Here is a 21,480-nt window from a genome sequence, read left to right on the forward strand (position 1 = left end):
TGTGAGTATAAATACCCTATAATGTGTAGAAAAATAGTCCCTTATTCGACGAATTACGACATTTTCTTAATTTGTTTTATGGTATTTTAAAATAATCTGAGTTAAATAGAATAGTCCAATAGAATTGGTTTTCTTTTACGAGGGTTCTTAATAAGTTTTATAAGTTTATAGGAGGTTTTAGGATTTTATGAAAAAGATGTTTTATCAATTGTTAGCACTTATTGTTTTCCTCATTGGAGCAGTAAGTCTCATGCCAACAAATGCTAGCGCAGCAACTGTGAAGGAAGTCGAACAAAATAATAGCGTCAGTACTGCGATGGCGATCCAATTAAGCAATACATATACGGGAACAGTAAACGATCAGGATGAATATGACTTCTTTAAAGTTTCAACGACAGATAATGGATTTCTCAACATAAACTTTACTGCAAATGGTAGCGGTAATGATAATAATCATTACATCGTAACCTTAATGGACGCAAATCAAACAAAGATTATGGCATTTCGCGATAATGACATAGCAAAACCTTCAATGGGAATTAAAAAAGGTACATATTATATCAAAATAGAGTATACAGGGTATTATGATGCACCAACAAATTATTCATTCACAACAAGTCTTACGAAAAATGCAACATCTGAATTAGAAGGCAATAATACAATATCACTGGCACAAACAATGCAAATAGGAAAAAAATACACTGGATATTTGACAAATACAGACACGAAGGATATCTATAAATTTACAATGTCTCAAGATGGCAATCTTCATGTTAATACACTTATAAAACAGACATTAGGTACTTATTTCCTTAATAAATTTACGATTCAGGATGCAAAGGGCAATATTTATGCTGAGCAGGACATTGAATATGATAAGATAAAAGAATTTAATGTTGGACTAGCAAAGGGAGAGTATTACCTGATTCTTGAAAATAGCGAATGGGGAGAATTCCAATATAAAAGTGATGCTTATGAAATCACCCTAACTAGCTCAACAAGCTCTTTATATGAAAAAGAGATGAACGATAAAATTACGGCAGCAAATCCACTTGAATTAGGGAAAAAAATTACTGGTTCTACAAGCTATAACGGTGATGATGATTACTTTGCGATTCAATTAGATTCACAGGCTGATTCGATCACCATTAAAGGAGAAGCGAGTGATTGGTTAACAAGTGTTAGCCTATTAGACAAAAATGGGAATACTTTGGACGACAAACTATTGGAGACTAAAATAGAGTTAGGAGAAAACTTGCCGAAAGGTCAGTACTATTTAGCTGTTGACAGTAGTGTTTCAAATTATAGCGACTATTCCTTTACTGTATACGGCGGCACAAACCGATTACAAGGGAGCGATCGTTATGAGACAGCTGTCAATATTTCAAAGGCAGGCTGGATAACAAGCAATACAGTTGTCCTTGCTCGCGGAGATAGCTTTCCAGACGCTCTTGCAGGCGGTCCGTTAGCATATAAAGAAAATGCACCGATTTTGTTAACACATCAAGCGTCATTAACGGCGAAAACAAAGGCTGAAATCATTCGCTTAAATGCAAAGAAAGTCATTATTCTTGGTCAAACAGGAGCAGTTTCTAGCAAGGTGGAAAGTCAATTAAGACAAATGGGAATAAATAATATAGAGCGTATTGGCGGAAAGACTCGTTATGCAACAGCAGCACTTGTCGCAAAACGCTTGCCATCAGATAAAGCAATTGTAGCGTATGGCTATAACTTCCCAGACGTATTATCTGTTGCTCCGTATGCAGCGAAAAATGGTATTCCGATTTTATTAACTGATAACGACGGATTACCAGCAGTCACAAAGGATGCATTGACAGGAAAAACATCTGCGACAATTGTTGGGGGAACTGTTGTCGTTAGTGATAAAGTCAAAAACTCTCTTCCAGTTGCAACAAAAACAAGAATTGCTGGTAATGAACGTTGGGAAACTTCAAGCATTGTATCCCAGAAGCTACCTTTAGGAAATAAGCGGGCATTTATCGCATACGGAAAAAACTTCCCAGATGCACTTGCAGGCTCAGTCCTTGCAGCAAAAATGAATGCACCATTATTACTTGTTGATCAACCAAGAATTCCAAGTGCCATCACCCAAGTGAAAAATAACTACCCAGCCTTTACAATACTAGGTGGAACCGTAGCAGTAAGTGACGCAGTAAAAGAACAACTAATGGATTACTGAGAAGACGATTCTCTCGCTTGTTTTTAGTATAAAGTGAAAGACCACTAGTCTCTCATAAGAGAATGACAAAGCAAAAGGTACAGCTGAAAATAACTTATCAGCTGTACCTTTTTTATAGTGAAAAAGTTAAGATTCTCACAGTTTGTGAGATGGTGAAATCGAAGTAGGAGAGACTATCCCAACAACACTCGGTTAGTGCTGGTTGAGCCGACACTTGTACCCTTTAGCGCGTGTAAACCGTAGAAGTACCTTAACTCTTTTTTTCCTTCATCCTTGGCAAGCCTCACGTCCTATTGTTCTCTTTTCACTCTTTTAGCCTTTAGTTCCTGACTGCATTCATACAATTCAAGAGTATTGATTCTAATTCAGGAAATTTTTTTAAACTTGTTATTCCTTTAAACTACTTTCCCTCATGTTTTCTCTATATGCCATTGGACTTATCGCGTATCAAACGAAAACCTCATCTAAGGTTAATAGTTTCTGCATCTAATCTATTAGGCGTGGATTAAGTATTAAATCAATATATTCCAATGATTAGGACCAATTTTTTACTAGTCCTGACCATTCTTAACTCCTTGTAGAGTTTTTGTATAGATAGTTCTGATATCCTATTTTTGGGGCAATTGAATTTGATAGTTATAACCTTATAGGAAAAACTACCGAGTTCAATGAAGGGGGATATCAATCAAAAAGGAGTGAGGAAAACTTTGAATAGGTTTAAATCAAAACTGGCATTATTTTTGAGTATTTTCTTAATTGCAGGTACGATAATGCCACAGTTTGGTGGACCAGTGGCATTTGCAGCTGAGCTGGCAGACATTGACTATGATCCGAAAATTGGGGAAGAGGTTCCTGTCGCACCAAACTTTCATCTTCAACCTGCAGAAGGAGAACAATTTGCAGAAGGATATTTACAGTTTGATATAACTGAAGAGTACGTTGATACGGAGAAACTATTTTTGCCTGATGGCGAAAGTGTAACGTTATCTGATGGTTCGATTCTTTCTGTAAAAGGGACGCAAATTTTGCTTAATGATGTACCGATTGCTTCTATAGATAATGAATTAAATGGTGAAGCAGGTCCACTTCGAATTAATTTGTCAGCACCACTACCTAATGGTGACTTTGAAAAAGGTGAATTAGGTGAACTCGTTCCGGATTGGACAATTAATAATACGAGTGTTGGTCCAAATGGTAGCACTATTAATCAAATTTGGCTAGGGGATTTAGCTAGTAAAACACAAAATCGTGCTTATGACAGTGTCGCAAGTAATGGGGATGGTACTTATACGGTAACAGGACCTAATAATGAGTATACCTATGTGACGAATGTGAATTACAACATGACAGCATCGACAGGTGATTTACAAAAAGTTGAAGGATTTGAAGCTGTTTTTGGGAGTCTTAATAAATATGTAAAGAATGTTTATAGTGATACTGGTACTTCCAGTCAGGCTCTTGAAATTGGATTCTTAAGTGCTCTTCTCAAAAATGGAGATTACGCAGTAAAAGATGGGAAAATCGCTTCATCCTTTGGGATAGAAGCCATAAGTTCAACCTTTAAAGCAAAAAAAGGCGATTATTTATCGTTTGACTGGAAAGCCAATGATGGTGGAGATGACTATGAGGTTTATGGCTTTTTAGTTAATGAACAAACAGGTGAGCACACAGAAATCCTGTATGGCAGAGGCTCGGCACAAGATTGGACAACGAACAATGGGGAAGTTCAAGAGGATGGTACGTATCGCTTCCGTTTTGTCGCAGGATCGTTTAACAGAACAGATGGTACAACACATGGAGCTACATTAAGTATTGATAATATTCGAGTCGTTAGTAGCAAAGTCGTTAGCGGTGTTGTTGATGCAATTGCTCAGCTCGTTACGTATCAAAATACAGAATATAGCGGAGACAGACCAGTTAAAATTTCTGTTATTAATAGTGAAGGCAATGAAAGCGCATTTGGGGATAATGCCCTCATGATCAATATGTCTACGAAAACAGAAGCTGCTACTACTTTAAGCAATTCTCTAATAGTAGATAAGCCTGAAGACAATGCCTCTTTATACGATCGAACTGCACCAACAATCACAGGAAAAACGGAAAAGGGATCTACTGTTTCTGTTAAAGTAACGGATCCTAATGGTCAAAGTGTTTTTGATGGTGACGCAACTGTTGATGAAGCTGGTAATTGGTCGATTACCCTTACAGATGAATTGATTAAAGGTGATTATACGATCGAAGCAACAGCTTCAAAGGGTGGAGCTGAAGCAACAAATACATCAACCTTTCATTTTATCGATAAAACGAGTCTTGAAGATTACTATAATCAAGTAAAAGATTTAGCCGAAGAGCAATATCGAAATGGCTGGAAAAATGATGATACTGATGATGATATCGAATTTGAACCTGCCCTTACGACTGCGGCTGAAATCCTAGAACAAATCAAAAATGGAACAAATACACCAAGTCAAGCTGAAATCGATAAAGCATTAGCAGATCTTCAAGAAGCAAAGAATGCACTTGAAAAGCATCCGCCAATCGAAAAATCTCCGGCAACCTACGAGCATGGAGATAATAAAATCACGATTGAATTTGATAAAAACATCAAATTAACAGCAGATAATCCTGCTGAAGGATTTACAGTAACCGTTGATGGTACAACGTATTCTGTTACAAACGCAGAAGCGAACGGAAACAGCGTAACATTAACCGTTGATCAGCCATTATCAAGTGATGTAAAAGAAATAAAAGTAGAGTACACACCAGATGAAACACCGAATTTATTTGGAGATGAAGAAAATGGCACAGCAGACGAACCATTCTCAATCATCGCAAAAGATGAATTTGGTGCAGCATTACAAATTCAGACGACAAAAGGTATTACTAATAACCTAACACCTACCTTTACAGGAACAGTACATCAAGATGCCGATAAAGTAACGTTAACCTTCAAAGACAAGGAAGGAAATGAGATAGTAGGCTTAAAAGATGTTGAAGCAACCGTAAAAGACGGGACATGGACGTATACAATACCAGAAGGAAGTAAGCTAGCAAATGGTGTTTACACGTTTGAAGTAACAGGAACAAACAATGAAGGCCCAAGAACGATCACAAAGTCAGCTGAATTCACAGTCGTTGATAAAACGTCTCTAACATCAGCAGTAGACAGTGCTGAGAAACTAAATGAAAAAGATTACCGTGCAGGCTGGGAAGACTTAGTTACAGAACTAGAGGAAGCAAAAGCGGTTTTAACAAATCGAACTGCAACTCAGGCTGAGGTCGATAAAGCATTAGCAGACCTTCAAGCGGCAAGAGACGCGCTTGAAAAACATCCGCCAAAGGAACAATCTCCAGCAACCTACGAGCATGGAGACAATAAAATCATCGTTGAGTTTGATAAAACGATCAAACTGACTTCAGAGAACCCTACAGAAGGATTTACCGTAACCGTTGACGGAAAAACGTATGCTGTTACAAATGCAGAAGCAAACGGAAACAACGTAACATTAACCGTTGACCAACCATTATCAAGTGACGCAAAAGAAATAAAAGTAGACTACACACCAGACGATTCACCAAACGTCTTTGGTGATGAGGAAAATGGAACAGCTGAAGAAGCGTTCTCAATCGTTGCAAAAGATGAATTTGGCGCAGCACTTCAAATTAATAGCACAAAAGGCAACACAGATGACCAAACGCCTACCTTTACAGGAACAGTTCATCAAGATGCCGATAATGTGACATTAACCTTTAAAGACAAAGAAGGAAAAGTCGTTCTAAAGGATGTAGAAGCAACCGTAATAGAAGGTACGTGGACATATACGATACCTGAAGGAAGTGAGCTTTCGTACGGAGCTTACACATATGACGTAACAGCCACAAATAATGAAGGCTCAAGAACTGTCTCAAAATCTGCAGAGTTTAACGTCGTTGATAAAACGTCTCTAACATCAGCAGTAGACAGTGCGGAGAAACTAAAGCAAGAAGATTACCGTTCAGGCTGGGAAGACTTTGCGAAAAAATTAGAAGAAGCACAAGCGATTTTAACAAATCCGACTGCATCTCAATCAGAGGTTGATAAAGCATTAGAAGACCTTCAAGCGGCAAGAGACGCTCTTGAAAAGCATCCGCCAAAGGAACAGTCTCCAGCAACATATGAACACGGAGATAATAAAATCACAATTGAATTTGATAAAAACATTAAATTAACGGCAGAAAATCCAGCAGAAGGATTTACCGTAACCGTTGACGGAAAAACATATGCTGTCACAAATGCAGAAGTAAACGGGGACAACGTAACATTAACTGTCGACCAACCGTTATCAAGTGATGCAAAAGAAGTAAAAGTAGCATACACACCAGATGATTCACCAAACGTCTTTGGAGATGAAGAAAATGGCACAGCAGATGAACCATTCTCGATCATCGCAAAGGATGAATTTGGTGCGGCACTTCAAATTGAAAAAACAAAAGGGAATACAGATACCCAAACACCTACCTTTACAGGGACAATACATCAAGATGCCGATAAAGTAACGTTAACCTTCAAGGACAAGGAAGGAAAAGTAGTTTTAAAAGACGTTGAAGCAACAGTAAAAGAAGGCATATGGACGTATACAATCCCAGAAGCTAGTAAGCTAGCGTACGGAGCATATACGTTCGAAGTAACAGGAACAAACAATGAAGGCCCAAGAACTGTCACAAAATCAGCTGAATTCAAAGTCGTCGATAAAACGGCATTAACATCAGCAGTAGACAGTGCGGAGAAACTTCATGAAGAAGATCATCGAGCAGGCTGGGATGAGTTTGCGGAAAAATTAGAAGAAGCACAAGAAATTTTAACGAATCCGGCTGCATCTCAATCAGAGGTTGATAAAGCATTAGCAGACCTTCAAGCGGCAAGAGACGCTCTTGAAAAGCATCCGCCAAAAGAAGAGACTCCAGCAACATACGAGCATGGAGACAATAAAATCACGATTGTATTTGATAAAAACATCAAATTAACGGCAGAAAACCGTGCAGAAGGATTTACCGTAACCGTTGACGGAAAAGCGTATGCTGTCACAAATGCAGAAGTAAACGGGAACACCGTAACGTTAACCGTTGACCAACCATTATCAAGTGATGCAGAAGAAGTAAAAGTAGAATACACACCAGACGATTCACCAAACATTTTTGGAGATGAAGAGAACGGTACAGCAGACGAATCATTCTCAATCGTCGCAAAAGATAAATTTGGTGCGGCACTACAAATCGATGGAACAAAAGGCAATACAGATGATCGTACACCATCTTTCTATGGTGACATTTACAAAGAGGCAGACATCGCTACGTTAACAATTGTTGACGCGAAAGGTGAAGAACATGTAGTCAATGCAGTCGCTAAGATTAATGGAGAAGGCTGGATATTTGAAGATTGGACAGGATTAGAGGAGCTTCAACCTGGAGACTACACCGTTTTTGTAACAGCGAAAAATAGCCAAAATGGAAGAACCGTCACAAAATCAGCTAATTTTACTATAGTTGACAAAACGGCCTTAGAGTCTGCAATCAATAGTGCAGAGGATTTAGAGGAAGACGACCACCGTTCAGGCTGGGAAGACTTTGCGAAAGAACTAAAAGAAGCGCAAAAAGTGTTGGATAATTCAACCGCATCTCAAGAAGCTGTTCAGAAAGCGCTAGATGATTTAAAAGCAGCAAGAGCGGCGTTAGAAAAACATGCTCCAATCGTTAATGATGTCATTTTCAATCAAGGATATAATGAAATGACAGTTGTGTTTGATAAGGATATAACATTTGCTTCTAAAGCTGTAGACACAAAAGCTGGATTTACAGTAACGGTCAATGGAAAAGAAGTAGAAGTCATTGCAGTTCAGTTGGTTAAAGCAAATCCTGATGAAAAGACAAACAAGGTGAAGTTAATTTTAACTGAAGGAACAGCTTTATTAAGCGATGATGTTGTTGAAGTAACATACAACAAAGCAGCAGGTAGCGCAAATTTAGTTGGTGATGAGGAAAATGGTACAGCAGTGGAAGACTTTACGTATGAGGCTGGTGACCCATTTGGAAAAGCACTGCAAATAGATGATCCGAATGGAATAACAAATGATACAACACCATTGATTAAAGGGACGGCTGATACGAATGCTGATCATGCGACGATAACAATTATTGGACCTGATGGTAATAAGGTTGTTATTAGTAAAGCTGACTTAACAATTCGTGAGGATGGCACTTGGACATATCAAATTGCTAATAAATTAGCAGCTGGTAAGTACGTAGTAGAGGTAACAACTTCTGAAAAAGGGCGACCAGATGTAACGAAGGATCATCAATTCATTGTTGTTGATAAAACAGAACTGATAGCAAAGAAAGACGAAATCACAAAACAAAACTTAAAAGAGAATAACTACACAGTAAACTCTTGGACAAACTTCGAAAAGGCATTTAACCATGCTAATGATATTCTTGAAAATGCCGAAGCAACACAAGAAGAAGTGGACCAAGCATTGGCTGAACTACAGAAGGCATTTCTTGAGCTAGTAAATAAAATAGCTTTAGAGGATGAAGAAAGTGAATCGACGAAGCTTGATTCAAAAAACTATTCAACGAAAAGCTGGGCGGCTTATATAGCAGCACTTACACACGCTAAGGAAGTGTTAAGTAACCCACAAGCAACGCAAGAAGAAGTAGATAAAGCATTAGCTGAATTAGCTTCAGCCCGTGCGGCATTAACTGTTGATAAGACATTGCTTGATGCAGAAGAGAATAAATCAGCAGCTCTTAACGAAGAAGACTATTCACAAGCTAGTTGGAAAAATTATCTGAAGGTATTAAAAAATGCACAGAATATATTAAATGACCCGAATGCAACTCAAGTTGAAATAGATATGGCAATAGAAGCGTTAGCGAAAGCTCGTGCAGCGTTAACAGTTGACAAAAAGCCACTTCAAAAAGCTGAGAAAGAATCAGAAGAATTAAAGGAATCTGATTACACATCTGATAGTTGGTCAGAATATGAAAAAGCATTAGAAAATGCCCGAAAAGTACTAGAGGATGATCATGTCACACAATCGCAAATCGATGCCGCATTATCCTCGCTCGAAAATGCACAGAAACAGCTAGAATTAAAGAAACAAGAACTACCTAAAACAGCTACCAATACTACTAATTGGTTACTACTTGGGGTGGTATTGCTATTAGTTGGTCTTGCTCTATTTATCGGGCAGAAGCGTAAAGTGAATACTAAAGATATTTAATAATCAAGCTTAAAGGATTTGTGGGGGTTTTTGGGGACGGTTCTCGTGAAGAACCGTCTCTCTTTTTTCCATTAGAGGGTACAGCTGAAAGTTTTCTATCAGTTGTACCCTTTTTCTATAGAGAGAACTTGGTTATGGGGACAGTCCTTAAGCTGCTTTTTTATGTAAGTGAACTGTAAGAACTGTTCTTCATTACCCTATCTTGTTCATTAAAACATGTGTTAACTGTTCTTCCGCACAATAAAATCCAAATTGTTTTTTACCTTTATTAATTTCTTTCAAAACCTCTGATAATTTTCGTGTTGCTTGCTGCTCATCCCCCTTTATTTTAGCGAGAATGGCTTCACTTCTTTTATAGCTTAGCGGCTCGATTGGACTAAATAACTGATGAAATGCATCTATACGTGCCTCATCATGTTCTCCCTTTAGAACTAAATCGATCTGCCGAATATGATTGATAAATTGTAACGCAAATTTATTTTGCTTTGTTACAGGTAATTGCTTATAAGGTTCAATGATGGCTGAAGCATTTTCATACCCTTCCTTAAGAAGCGTGTAATAAAAAAGAATATAGCCTACCGTAACATTTTCAACAGTCGGCTTTAATGCTTTCGCTCTTTCGATTAAATCCTCAGACCAGTTTGATGGATGAATCGGCGAATTCATTTCCTTAATCAATAATAGAATCGTTAACAATTCTTCCGTTTCTTTTCCACCTTTCGATAGCTCTAGTAATACACGTCCATCTGATTTTAGAGCCCCTTGCTGGTAAGGTAAAATCGTAGCGAAGAAAATGACGAAATTAAATATTCCAAAGTATGTAAACATGTCGATATCACTTGATATACCAACAAGTAAACTAATGATGGCTGCCACAATAGAAAAGATTGGACCACCAACAACAAACAGCTTATGCTGCTTGGCAATAGATGTTAGGTCACTGGACTTAGGTGCACAGCTCGCTACTCCACCAAACAAAAACCAATTGTCATTACGTTTAATACGGAAACGATCCGTATGTTCAAATGTGATTGGACCAATCGTTAAATAATTAAAGCGGTACCCAGCACTGATTGCAAACAATGCATGACCTAACTCGTGGATAAACAGTGTCAATAATAACAGAATGAAAAATAAACCTATTAAATTAGCTTCCGTAGCAATATTCGTAAAATTAAATAGACCAATAACGATTGCTATAATAGCTGTTAAACCTAAAGGCTTGGTGATCGTTCGCATCTTGTTTTCTCTCCCTTTTTCCCATTACTAGTAATACGGATAAAGGAATAAATTGTTTCAAATTTTTCGTAAATTGCTTTAAAGTGGGGAATCGACAAAAAAATGTGAAGTATTGTATGTAAAGTAATAGGAAGTTTTGTTATTGCACTAACGAAGCAGGAAAAAAATTAGAGGACGTACAATTTATTAAAGATGGAAAATATTGAGCGACTTAGGTAGGTGAGATGATATGTCAAAATATATTCGTATTTTTTGCTTAACTGTATTTTTAAGTGGATTCCTTTTTTTCATATTTGGTTCCATTTTTATGAGTGGTGGTGACCCAGCGGAGGAAGCAGTATATACAATTGGAATGATTATTATTATCCTTCTTTCTTTTTTGATTACTCAAATTTTCTATTTAATTCACTTATTTAATAAAAAGTTGTGATATTAACTAAATAATAAAGAGGTTATAGGATGAAACAGTTTAAACTAAAGATCATGAAACAGTTCTGGCATTGTTCAGATATTCCAGAAGAAGATCTATGTTCACACGGTGAAATATCTTTACATGTTAACGATACAATTATTACCCAATCAGGCGTAGGGGAAGAATGGGGAATTAGTGAATCAGCATTAGCCTTATTAAGAACAATCGACAATGATTATGATAGTGACCCTGTTAATGAGGAAGGGTTAATTCTCCATGGATGTGGTGCAATTTTAATGACAGGTTGTCCCATTTCAATACATTGGACAGTGAAACATTGTGATGACCATGTCTTTCTATCAGATTTTGTGAAAGTTACTACAACTAACCAAGAATCAGGGAGCATCTATTATCCAGGCCTAAAGGTCAAATTGAGTAAAACCGAATATAAAGATCAAGTTGTTCAATTTGCCATCCAGGCTAAAAATTTCTACAAGTCCTCAAAAGAAAAACAATTCTTTGATGACTTCGATAGAGAAATGTATGATGATTTTTGGCGTGAATACAATGCTTTGTTAGAACGTAATTTACTCAGTTAGGATTATGATTTTATTATGCTGCTAACGGTCATTTTGTTTGGTGAAAAGGATGATGACAATGCCTTGTGTACACGAGTTTGGAATACTTGATGACAATGACAAGCAAGAAAATTACATAGATTATGAACCGCAAAAATACAACTGTATTTCTGTACATGATGACATAATTGAGTGTTTAGTCGACCGGTTATCGAACATGAAAACATACTATCATTCATTCAATAGACAAAATATTGGTTTAGCATATTATGGAATTACGATTATTCCACCTGAATCATTATTATTCTTTTATGATGTTGTCACATCTTCAAAGTACATAGCAAAATCTATTGAACTTCAAGAACTGGCTTCAATCATTACGCAGGCAATAGAAGGTGAAAAATATATTATCCATTTTGGAATTTGAACCTAATGCAAATTTGTCGTTCTTTAATAAAAGAAATGCACTTCCATTTCATAAAAATGGGTAGCGATACTTCAATAAAGAGGTATTGCATTTTTTTTGAACGAAGAAGTAGGTTAGTGTGAAAAAATATTAATCATTTACTTGGTTTTAAGGTTAATATTGAGGAAAAGCTATTTTTCTAGTGAGGGAATATATAATGAGTAATTATCAAGAAGGTTATTTATGTAGATGTTGTGGAAAGTATCACACTGAACTTCCAATGAGTTATGGAAGTCCAGTTCCTGATTATTGTTACGACGTACCATCAGAGGAACAAGAACACCGGATAAAGATGAACGAAGATTTGTGCATTATTGACGATGAGTATTTTTTTATTCGTGGATGTATTGAAATTCCCGTAATAGATGGAGAGGGTCCATTTATTTGGGATGTCTGGGTTTCATTAAGCAAAGGAAATTTTGATAAAACTAATGAATTTTTGGAAGTGGAAGGAAGAGAACAACAACTAGAGCCGATGTTTGGCTGGTTATCAACTTCAATTCCTTGCTATCCTGAAACAATAAATTTAAAAACAATGGTCCATACTCGTTCCGTTGGAGTACGTCCTTATATCGAGTTAGAACCGACTGAACACCCATTAGCTATAGAACAAAGAGAAGGTATAACAATAGAACGTATAAAGCAGATTGCAGAAGAACTATGTGATGAAGCGGAACAATAATAACTTTTCTAGTTGAACTAACAGATGCTTATGCTGAAAAATAGGGCTGCTCCGGCAATCCTTTTTCAAATTCGACGATTAAGTCAGGTAAGCACAAGAAGGAATTTATTAATGGAATATTATTATGTTTTGAATTAATTTTTACTTTAAAGCGAGGATTTTAAATGGCAAAGAAACCTTATGGGGAACACTGGAAAGATATAAAAGGGTACAGGGTAATAGAAGGAAACGATGTATATCATCATTATTTTGGTGGACAAGATTGTGATTTGCCTGTTTGTAAATTATGCGGGGAGAAGATGCATTTAATATTTTGTTTTGATTTAAAAGATGAAAGGCTATCCGAAATAAAAACTGAAAAACTAAATACTTTACCTTTAGTTTCTTGCTTGAATTGCTCAATGGTGTGGGAGACCCAATATTTTCAGTTAAGTAATGGAGGTAAATCCATTCAAGTAATAAGTCAGGAAAATACAGAGGAATGGATTCAAGATGAGGAAGATAGGCTACCTGTACCACTTCCAAAGACAAATGTAAAGCTAATTGAAATGAAAGCCGAAGATATTCCAATCAATGAGGATAATTATGATACAGCATTTGATTTATTTGGTTCGGAATATTTATGTCGACTTTTGGGGGCACCTTTGTATAATGAAGTTCCTGAAGAATTAGAGTGTCCAATTTGCAACCAAGAAATGAAATACATTGCCACAGTTACACAAGACTTTGGGGAACGGGAACTTATTTCGGTTGTGGATTTTCAATTAGGTGAGATGAATATTTACTTTCATTTATGCAAAGATTGTTTAGTTATTAAATCTCATATAAAAGGAACATAAAAAATATTGGGCATTTTCGTAGATTAATATAAGGCTGTTAATTCAGCCAGCCCTTTATATATATTCCAGGGGATAAAATACCTAAGGGAAAATTTAGAAATATAGTATCCTTAGGGTCAGTCATTTGTCTGTTTTCTTTATAATTTTTGGATGTTTTTTCAATAATTATATAGGTAATACCAACTAAGGTTGATAAAAGTAGTAATTTTAGATAGTAATTTAAACGTAGTTATCACTTAAATAATCTAATATAGATGAATAAATTAAAGCAGCAATACCAATTAAAATGTATTTAAATTTAACTACCTCCTCAATTAGTTGAAATTATTTTTATGTTAAACATTTTTATCGTTTATATGAGCTAGGTCTTAAATAAACTGGAACAGGTGCGTTATGGTTTTTAGCTAATAGTAGAAAGCAATCTATATTTCTAATGCTAAATTCTCTATACATCATAATAAAAAAACTAAATAACACTCCTTTTAAATACTTGCTAATATATTAGATATCTAACACATTAGTGGGTGATTTTTTGTCTTATTTCATTAACAAAATATCATTTTTGCATTTAATTATCCTTTGTTAAACCTTCAGCGATATATTCAAACATCTTGTTCATTATAAGAGGAAAAACCTCATCTTCAAACTCTTCTTTGTGTAACCGCATCATCAATGTGGCTTGTATAATTCCCACAATAATTTCTGGGTTCTCCTTTGAAATAATCCCACGGTTTATTAAGGTATCTATTGTATCTTTCCCTTTCTTCATATGTGCCTTTGAAAACTCATCCATTTCATTTGGTAACTTTCTCATTAACCTTTCAAGGTCCTCACCTTGGAATACTCTTTGGAGAAAAGGGTTCTCATCCACTAGCTGAAAAGATTTTTTAAAAAAGGAGGACAGTAACTCTTTGGGAGGCAAGTCATCTCGTGAAAGCTCCTTTAATGCTGCGCCACGGACTGCTTCTTCATTTCTTAATATATCGAAATATAATGCTTCCTTTGAATCATAGAACTTATAAAAAGATCCTTTAGCAATACCAGTAGCTTGAACAATATCGTCTATGCTTGTTTTAGCCAGTCCTAACTGGCTAAAAAGATCTTTACCTTTAAGTAACAATAATTTTCGAATCTGTTCTTTTTCTTTGTCAGTAAACTTAGGCATTTTTAACTCTCCTTCATTTTATATGACCAAATGTAGATTTTTAGTCATATAGGTAGTATACTTTTTTAAAAGGGAATTGTAAATACACACCCTTTTTATGACTATATAATCATAAATAGTCATATTATTCCGTTTGGAAAATTCTAATTAAAGGAAGAAACTTACCATGGACATTAACGTAGAAAATTCAGTATACCCATTTGAGGGTTTAAAAAATTTTCGTGATATCGGAGGTCTTTCTACTACAGAAGGTTACAAAATGAAAACCGGATTATTTTATCGTTCTGAAGATTTATCACGATTATCCAATAAGGACATTGAATTAATTAAGGATTTAAACATAACAACAATTTTTGATTTACGTACTTCAACTGAACAAAAATCAAAACCTAATAAACTTAATGATTTATCAATTAAAGTACACAATCTTTCAATACATGACAAAAGCAAAGAATTTTCAAAAATAGAATTTATTAAATTCCTTTTTAGCAATTCAAATACTATTGATTTTGAACAGATGATGCATGAAACCTATCACTATATGGCTCTTGAATGCCATAATCAAATAAGGGAAATTCTAACCAAAATATTAACAAATAGCAATTCAACGTTAATTCATTGTACTGGTGGTAAAGATCGCACAGGCTTTGTTGCGGCCATAATTCAGTTAGTAGCTGGAATTTCTTATAATGATGTTATGCAACACTATTTAGAATCCAATAATCGAATTGGTGATCGTATGAAGAAAGCTGAACGTTTTTTCCGATTTATGAGTTTATATAGAGTATCACCTGAAAAAATTAAACCCTTACTTGAAGTGAGGAAGGAATATTTAGAAGGAGCACTAAGCTTAATCTTCACTAAATATGGAACGATTGATTCTTATATTATTGATGGTTGTGGAATCACTAAGGAACAGCTAGAAAGACTAAGAATACACTTACTTGATAATAGCATCTAAAAAACAAAAATTAAGTTTCTTATTCTACTAGCACCAATTCTCGAGTTGACTATTTACTGAATCCTTTTAAAAGAAATAACCTCTCTGAATTACACATAATTAGGAAATTTATGAGAGGTTTTTATATGCTTTTATTCGAAAAATATGAATTAATAAAAAAGCTCCAGGCTACAAATTAGTAGTATTATGCGAAACAAGGATAAAGTAAAAAACTATTGACTAGCACCTAAGGTACTAGCTAATGTTTTTGTGAGAGGTGATATTTATGTTAATTAATGAGGTTAGTAAAGTAACAAATTTTACTAAAAAAGCTATTGAGTATTACATAGAACAAAAATTAGTATTCCCCAATATTTTAGACAACGGTTACCGTGATTTCAGCGAAAATGATATAGATTGGTTTAAATTAAATATATATATCTAAAAGGTGGTAATATTGTGCTAGATTACATTTGGTTAAATGATAGATCGCCCATCTTAAAACAAACTCGAAGGCACTTTAAATCTGCCGCAATATTACTCCATCCTTTTGTCCAAATGCCTTCAGGGTGGGAGAAAACAGTGAGAAAGACTTCCTACGAACACATCTATCCAAGTGATGAAGAGATTTTAACGATTGGGAAGCCCATTTCTTGGCAGGAAATAATGTCTAGTTGTAGTTTAATTTCTTACAATGAGCTAGCGATAGCCTTAAAGGCCTCTATCAGTGCTCTCAGGAAGGAATTTAAAAGAGAGGATTTAGCAAATAAGCTAAATTCAAATCTTAATCAAGACCTTTTTTATCCTACAGAAGATAGTACATCATTGTTTTTGTTGGATCGTTTAATGAAAATCATTGGCTCAAAAGGAGCAAATCAATTATATTTCTCAGCACCAATCTTTGAGAACTGTGGATTTTTAGATATACATGATACGGCTCCTTTAGACATATGTAACCTTTCGTGTAATGAGTTAATTGTGACCGATGAAAATATGGATTATGCTTTTATGAGCTTGTATGATTCTTTTATAACCTTGTTGCTTGCAAAGGAAGAGAGTATTGAACATATTGTTCAATCGATGAATTTCGAAGCTATACTATGTGACCAAAGGACGTTTATTAACTGGTATTCTAAATAAGAAAATAACATTAAAATTTAACAGAGCAATACAAAAAAGGTACAGCTGAACATTATCAATTGGCTGTGCCTTTTTTAGTAAGTAGAAGTTAGGGACGGCTCCCACGCTTTTTTTATTTTATCCAGTAGCAAAAGAAAGAACGCCCCCAATTTCTCCCCAGTTTCCCACCGACTTCCTCACCCTATTGCTTCGTTCGCTACATACTTTTGCTGTCATTTCGAACAATACCTATGAGAGGTAAGCTCCTCTCAAACCATTTGGGAAAGGATGAAATGAATGGCTAAGCATAAGAAACAAAAAAACTCGAAGCATAGACCAAAGCAAAAAACATCTGGTTCTGCAAATGGTAGGAACGGTTATCATTAAATAGAAAAGGGAGTGGAGGATGGTTCTCACGCTTTATTGTAGGTGGAAATGAAGCGGAAGAGCCGTCCTTATTCTCCCTCTGTAGATTTATTTCTTGGATTTAAAAGCTTTACCATTATTAGTACTAGATCCTCCAGCTTGAGTTAGGGCATTGAATCATGCCCTTTCCTCTTAAAGGAGTTACTTCATCTTATCCCCAAAATGGACTTTTTCAGAATCTCGATACCGCCCTATTGTTAAAAGGCAAAAGTGGAAGGAATCTTCTTTTGTTTTTAGTTGTATTTAAAGAGACAAATGGTTTTAAATCATGCTTATGAAGGTTTCTTGCAATTTGTCGAAAGCGAATGCTGTTTTCATTTGTCGGATCAAAAGCGATAGGTGTGCCTTTATGGTTTGATTGGATAATCATTAAATCGTTTGTAATGATTCCAAGGCAAGGAACGTGTAATCTATCGATAATTTGTTCATTATCTAAAAGGCCAAGCTTTTTATTCTTGGTCGTATAATCCATATTAATGATCAATTTTGCGTTTCTAATGTTCATTTCTTCTAAGAGCCCGAGTACACGATCGGCATCTTGGACGGAAACAGCTGTAGTATTCGTTAGAACAATGATTTCATCTGCTGCCTCAACTGCAGTTTTAAATCCAATCTCGATTCCGGCGGGAGAGTCAATGAGAACATAATCATACGCTTCAGAAATGCTATTTTTTATAATTTCAGTAAATTTCCAGGGCTCTAAGCTAGTGTGTGAGTATAATTTGCTTCCAGGCAGTAATGTCAGATTAGATAAACTTTTATGCTTGATGACGACTTGATCTAAAGAGCATTTCCCGTTTATGAAATCACTTATATCATAAATTACTCTGTTAGTTAGCCCGAGTGCAATATCTAAATTTCTTAATCCAAAGTCTGCGTCAACTAAGCACACCTTTTGTCCGAGAAGGGCAAGGGATACCCCTAAGTTGGATGTTACGGTTGTTTTTCCAACACCACCTTTTCCTGAAGTGATTGTAATAATTCTAGCCATACATGTTTACCTCCATTTAACGATTATGCAGAAGATTGAAATGAATCGGTTAGCAAGTCATATTTTTGTTATTTGATTATGTTTTAAAGAATTTTTAAGCCGAATACTTAATTGATTTTGACGTTTCTTTCTTTTTCTACTGTGAATGATTGTAAAAGAAACAAAAATGCAAATAATGATAAAAAGAAGAAGCAAATTGACATCCCTCTCTTTCCTTTGTTTATTGCGAAAGGTGATTTATCTACTTAAGTCATTATTTATTTTTATGTATGAATTACCCAGAAATAGTAATATTTTCACATCCTGGTTACGAAGAAATCTTGTGAAGATTTAATCTTACCTAATTTCCCTATACAAAAACTATACAATTGCCCCGAAATGTGTCTTTTTACATATGAATTAATTGAGTACTTCCCAATTTTCACTGCCGTACTTAGGACAATAGACTTTTATGAAAAAGGATAATCGTCCCATTTACTTCTTGTGCGCATTAGCACCTATATCGATAACAAAATAATGTTATTCATAAAAACCACTACAGAGATTTCCAAACAAATATAAAAAACAATCCGAACACCATAGATGAAATTTATGCTCTAAAGATTAGGGCATTCACTTGTAGCAAGTGTTGTTAGCTGAGTCTAAATCAACTAGCAATTTAAATTGTTTGAAACCTTCTTTAACCGCAACAGAGCATAAATAATCTCACAAGAAGGGATAGTAATAAAAAAGGTTGGAAGCTTTAGGAACGTTTCAATGATTCCATGTGAGGTGCAGCATATTGATGAAGAGTGTAAGGATATTTTTTCGTGACTGGAAGACGATTGCGACGAATTGGGTGGCGGCTGTTTTAATTGGAGGCTTAATTTTTTTACCTTCCTTATATGCATGGTTAAATATTGAGGCTTCTTGGGATCCGTATGGTCAGACGAATCAGCTCCCGATTGGGGTTGTGAATGAGGATAAAGGGGGAACGATTCGTGATAGGGACATTGATGTTGGAAGTGAAGTCGTTGAAAGCTTGAAGAACAATGATAGCCTTGATTGGCACTTCACGAGTCGGAGCAAGGCTTTAGATAGACTCGAATATGGTGATTATTATGCTGTTGTCATCATTCCGGAAAATTTCTCTGCACAGCTTGCTACAGTTCTTAACGATGAGCCGAAAAAGGCTGAAATCGAATACTACGTAAACGAAAAGGTAAATGCGATTTCCCCGAAAATTACCGAGAAGGGGGCTTCGGCAATTGTTGAACAAATTACAGGTGAATTTATTTCTGAAGTAAATGGGACTATTTTTAGCCTTTTTAATGAGATTGGCGTGACGCTTGAAAAGGATCAATCTGATATCGAACGATTTGAGGGATATGTCTTTCAGCTTGAAGAACGATTGCCTGAAATCAATCGGCTTGTATCAGATGCTTACGACGAATCAAAGGATGGACAAGCACTTTTGAATAAGGCTGGCCAAATGCTTCCGAAGGCAACGGAGGTTGTGGGAGGTAGCCTACATACGATTGATGAAACAACCAAATTGCTTCAAGCAGCAGAGGAAAGACTTAATCAGCTCGCCCCAAAGGTTGAAGCAGATTTAAAAAGGGCACAGCAAATCGCACATGATATCAATGAGTTTACTTCAGGCCTGCAAGGAAAAGACATCGATATGAGCACAGGTCAGGAGTTAGCCAAGCGGCTGGATGACCGAGTACAAGAGTCTATCGAGCGAATTGGAGCTGTTGAAGCCGCAATTAAGCAACTTCAAGAGCAAAACCGGGAGCAGCAGGAAGAGGGCGAAGCGAATAACGAGTCAAGTGACCAATTAAACCAGGCATTAAATGATTTACAGTCGTTGAAGACTGCACTGCAATTGATTCAAACAGAAAGCAATGATATCAAAGGCTTTCTTACTGACAAACAAACAGTAATCGACCAGTTCATCACAAATCTGAATGAAAAATCAAAGCAAACCGCAACACAAATTGACGCCTTTTTAAAGGAATATCTTGAAACGATAGAGCCAAGGGTATTAGCAGAGGTTAGCTCAGCAAAAAAGACAATGGCAGATGCACGAGCACTATTAGTTGAGGCGCAAAAAACGATCCCTGCTGTCGATAAGCTTATTTCCAATACGAAGGGAACATTATCAGAAGGGCAGACATTATTAGTCGATGTTTTAAATGAGTACCCATATGTAAATGCGAAGGTGAATGAGTTAGCCGATCGGATTCGTGAATTTCAAAAGGATGCTGATTTACGGAGTATTATCGATCTTTTAAAAAATGATCCAGGTGCTGAAAAGGGCTTTTTTGCAGAGCCTGTCGTTCTAAATAAAAATAGTATGTTCCCGATTGAAAACTATGGAACAGGGATGACTCCATTTTATACAGTATTATCGTTATGGGTTGGTGCATTGCTACTCGTTTCCTTGCTAACAACAGAGGTACATCATCATGAAGACTATACAGAAAGACAAATCTATTATGGCAAGCTTCTAACTTTTGTCAGTATTGGGCTAGCACAAACACTCATCGTAACGATTGGTGACATCTTTATTTTAAAGGTAAACATCGTCCATCCGCTTCAATTTGTCCTATTTGGCTTATTGATTAGCGCTGTGTTTATGACGATTGTGTACACACTTGTTTCCGTCCTTGGTAATGTTGGAAAAGCTGTTGCGATCGTATTTCTTGTCTTACAAATCGCCGGTTCAGGTGGGACATATCCAATTGCATTATTACCGAAGTTTTTTCAAACAATAAGTCCGTTTCTGCCTTTTACGTATGGTGTCGATCTCATGCGTGAAGCAGTTGGCGGCATTGTTCCTGAACGGGTGATGAGGGATGTCCTATTTCTAGTATTATTCGGTGTTCTCTTTCTCATCATCGGTACATTCTTAAAGAAGCTTTTAAACAAGTCGGTCAAACGAATTATGAAGAAATCAGAGGAGTCAGGGTTGTTTCATTAGTGTCGAATGACAGCTCTATCCTTCACTAGAAAAGGATACAAAGGAGCGGTTCTCTTAAAGTGGAAAAATGAGAACCGTCCCTAGCATCCTTTTACACCTTTATAAAGGTCTTCAGTTTTAGGATTGTAACAAATTAACTTATATTACTTAATAAAGCGTTTTAATAGCGAGAGAACACGTTATCAATTACTCTTTATTA

The 21,480-nt window shown here is 36.0% G+C and carries 14 protein-coding genes; 11 read left to right on the top strand and 3 right to left on the bottom strand.

Annotation, left to right across the window (positions count from 1 at the left end; all coding sequences use genetic code 11):
* Positions 1-187 precede the first annotated feature (187 nt).
* Together HU235_RS13920 and HU235_RS13925 are read left to right on the top strand one after the other, a co-directional pair.
* A complete protein-coding gene (locus tag HU235_RS13920; RefSeq protein ID WP_174880570.1) occupies positions 188-2,200 on the top strand; it encodes a cell wall-binding repeat-containing protein in 2,013 nt (670 codons plus the stop codon).
* Between the two features lie 707 nt (positions 2,201-2,907).
* Positions 2,908-9,459 carry a SwmB domain-containing protein gene (locus HU235_RS13925; RefSeq protein ID WP_174880571.1) on the top strand — a complete coding sequence of 2,184 codons (6,552 nt, stop codon included), beginning with the start codon at positions 2,908-2,910 and terminating at the stop codon, positions 9,457-9,459.
* Between the two features lie 192 nt (positions 9,460-9,651).
* Here the strand turns inward: HU235_RS13925 and HU235_RS13930 are convergent, their stop codons facing one another.
* Positions 9,652-10,698, bottom strand: a complete 1,047-nt coding sequence (locus HU235_RS13930; RefSeq protein WP_174880572.1) for a M50 family metallopeptidase — start codon at positions 10,696-10,698, stop codon at positions 9,652-9,654.
* A 229-nt stretch (positions 10,699-10,927) separates the two neighbouring features.
* Between HU235_RS13930 and HU235_RS13935 the strand changes: the two genes are divergently transcribed.
* The 5 genes from HU235_RS13935 to HU235_RS13955 all read left to right on the top strand — a co-directional run bounded on the left by HU235_RS13935 (position 10,928) and on the right by HU235_RS13955 (position 13,675).
* A complete protein-coding gene (locus tag HU235_RS13935) occupies positions 10,928-11,128 on the top strand; it encodes a hypothetical protein (protein WP_174880573.1) in 201 nt (66 codons plus the stop codon).
* A gap of 29 nt (positions 11,129-11,157) precedes the next feature.
* Positions 11,158-11,709 (top strand): hypothetical protein, encoded by a 552-nt coding sequence (locus HU235_RS13940; RefSeq protein WP_174880574.1) that lies wholly within the window; start codon positions 11,158-11,160, stop codon positions 11,707-11,709.
* Positions 11,710-11,767: 58 nt separating this feature from the next.
* Positions 11,768-12,115, top strand: a complete 348-nt coding sequence (locus HU235_RS13945; RefSeq protein ID WP_174880575.1) for a short-chain dehydrogenase — start codon at positions 11,768-11,770, stop codon at positions 12,113-12,115.
* Positions 12,116-12,311: 196 nt separating this feature from the next.
* Positions 12,312-12,836 carry a DUF2199 domain-containing protein gene (locus tag HU235_RS13950; protein ID WP_174880576.1) on the top strand — a complete coding sequence of 175 codons (525 nt, stop codon included), beginning with the start codon at positions 12,312-12,314 and terminating at the stop codon, positions 12,834-12,836.
* A 164-nt stretch (positions 12,837-13,000) separates the two neighbouring features.
* The gene (locus tag HU235_RS13955) at positions 13,001-13,675 is read left to right on the top strand and encodes a hypothetical protein (protein ID WP_174880577.1); all 675 of its coding nucleotides are present in this window, start codon (positions 13,001-13,003) and stop codon (positions 13,673-13,675) included.
* Positions 13,676-14,243: 568 nt separating this feature from the next.
* Here HU235_RS13955 and HU235_RS13960 read toward each other — a convergent pair.
* Positions 14,244-14,840 carry a TetR/AcrR family transcriptional regulator gene (locus HU235_RS13960; RefSeq protein WP_174880578.1) on the bottom strand — a complete coding sequence of 199 codons (597 nt, stop codon included), beginning with the start codon at positions 14,838-14,840 and terminating at the stop codon, positions 14,244-14,246.
* A gap of 166 nt (positions 14,841-15,006) precedes the next feature.
* Between HU235_RS13960 and HU235_RS13965 the strand changes: the two genes are divergently transcribed.
* The 3 genes from HU235_RS13965 (at position 15,007) to HU235_RS13975 (ending at position 16,920) form a co-directional block, all read left to right on the top strand.
* A complete protein-coding gene (locus HU235_RS13965; protein WP_174880579.1) occupies positions 15,007-15,801 on the top strand; it encodes a tyrosine-protein phosphatase in 795 nt (264 codons plus the stop codon).
* 265 nt (positions 15,802-16,066) lie between these two features.
* Positions 16,067-16,225, top strand: a complete 159-nt coding sequence (locus HU235_RS13970) for a MerR family transcriptional regulator (RefSeq protein ID WP_174880580.1) — start codon at positions 16,067-16,069, stop codon at positions 16,223-16,225.
* Positions 16,207-16,920: a DUF2711 family protein gene (locus tag HU235_RS13975; protein ID WP_307190756.1), complete on the top strand. Its 714-nt coding sequence runs from the start codon at positions 16,207-16,209 to the stop codon at positions 16,918-16,920. Before HU235_RS13970 ends, HU235_RS13975 begins: the two co-directional genes overlap by 19 nt.
* Positions 16,921-17,497: 577 nt before the next feature.
* Here HU235_RS13975 and minD read toward each other — a convergent pair.
* Positions 17,498-18,316 carry a septum site-determining protein MinD gene (gene minD / locus HU235_RS13980; RefSeq protein ID WP_174880582.1) on the bottom strand — a complete coding sequence of 273 codons (819 nt, stop codon included), beginning with the start codon at positions 18,314-18,316 and terminating at the stop codon, positions 17,498-17,500.
* Positions 18,317-19,100: 784 nt separating this feature from the next.
* On the opposite strand from minD, the gene HU235_RS13985 reads away from it, so the two are divergent.
* A complete protein-coding gene (locus HU235_RS13985; RefSeq protein ID WP_174880583.1) occupies positions 19,101-21,281 on the top strand; it encodes a YhgE/Pip domain-containing protein in 2,181 nt (726 codons plus the stop codon).
* The last annotated feature ends 199 nt before the right edge of the window (positions 21,282-21,480 follow it).

Source organism: Metabacillus niabensis, from assembly GCF_902829255.1.
Classification (GTDB): Bacteria; Bacillota; Bacilli; order Bacillales; family Bacillaceae; genus Metabacillus; species Metabacillus niabensis.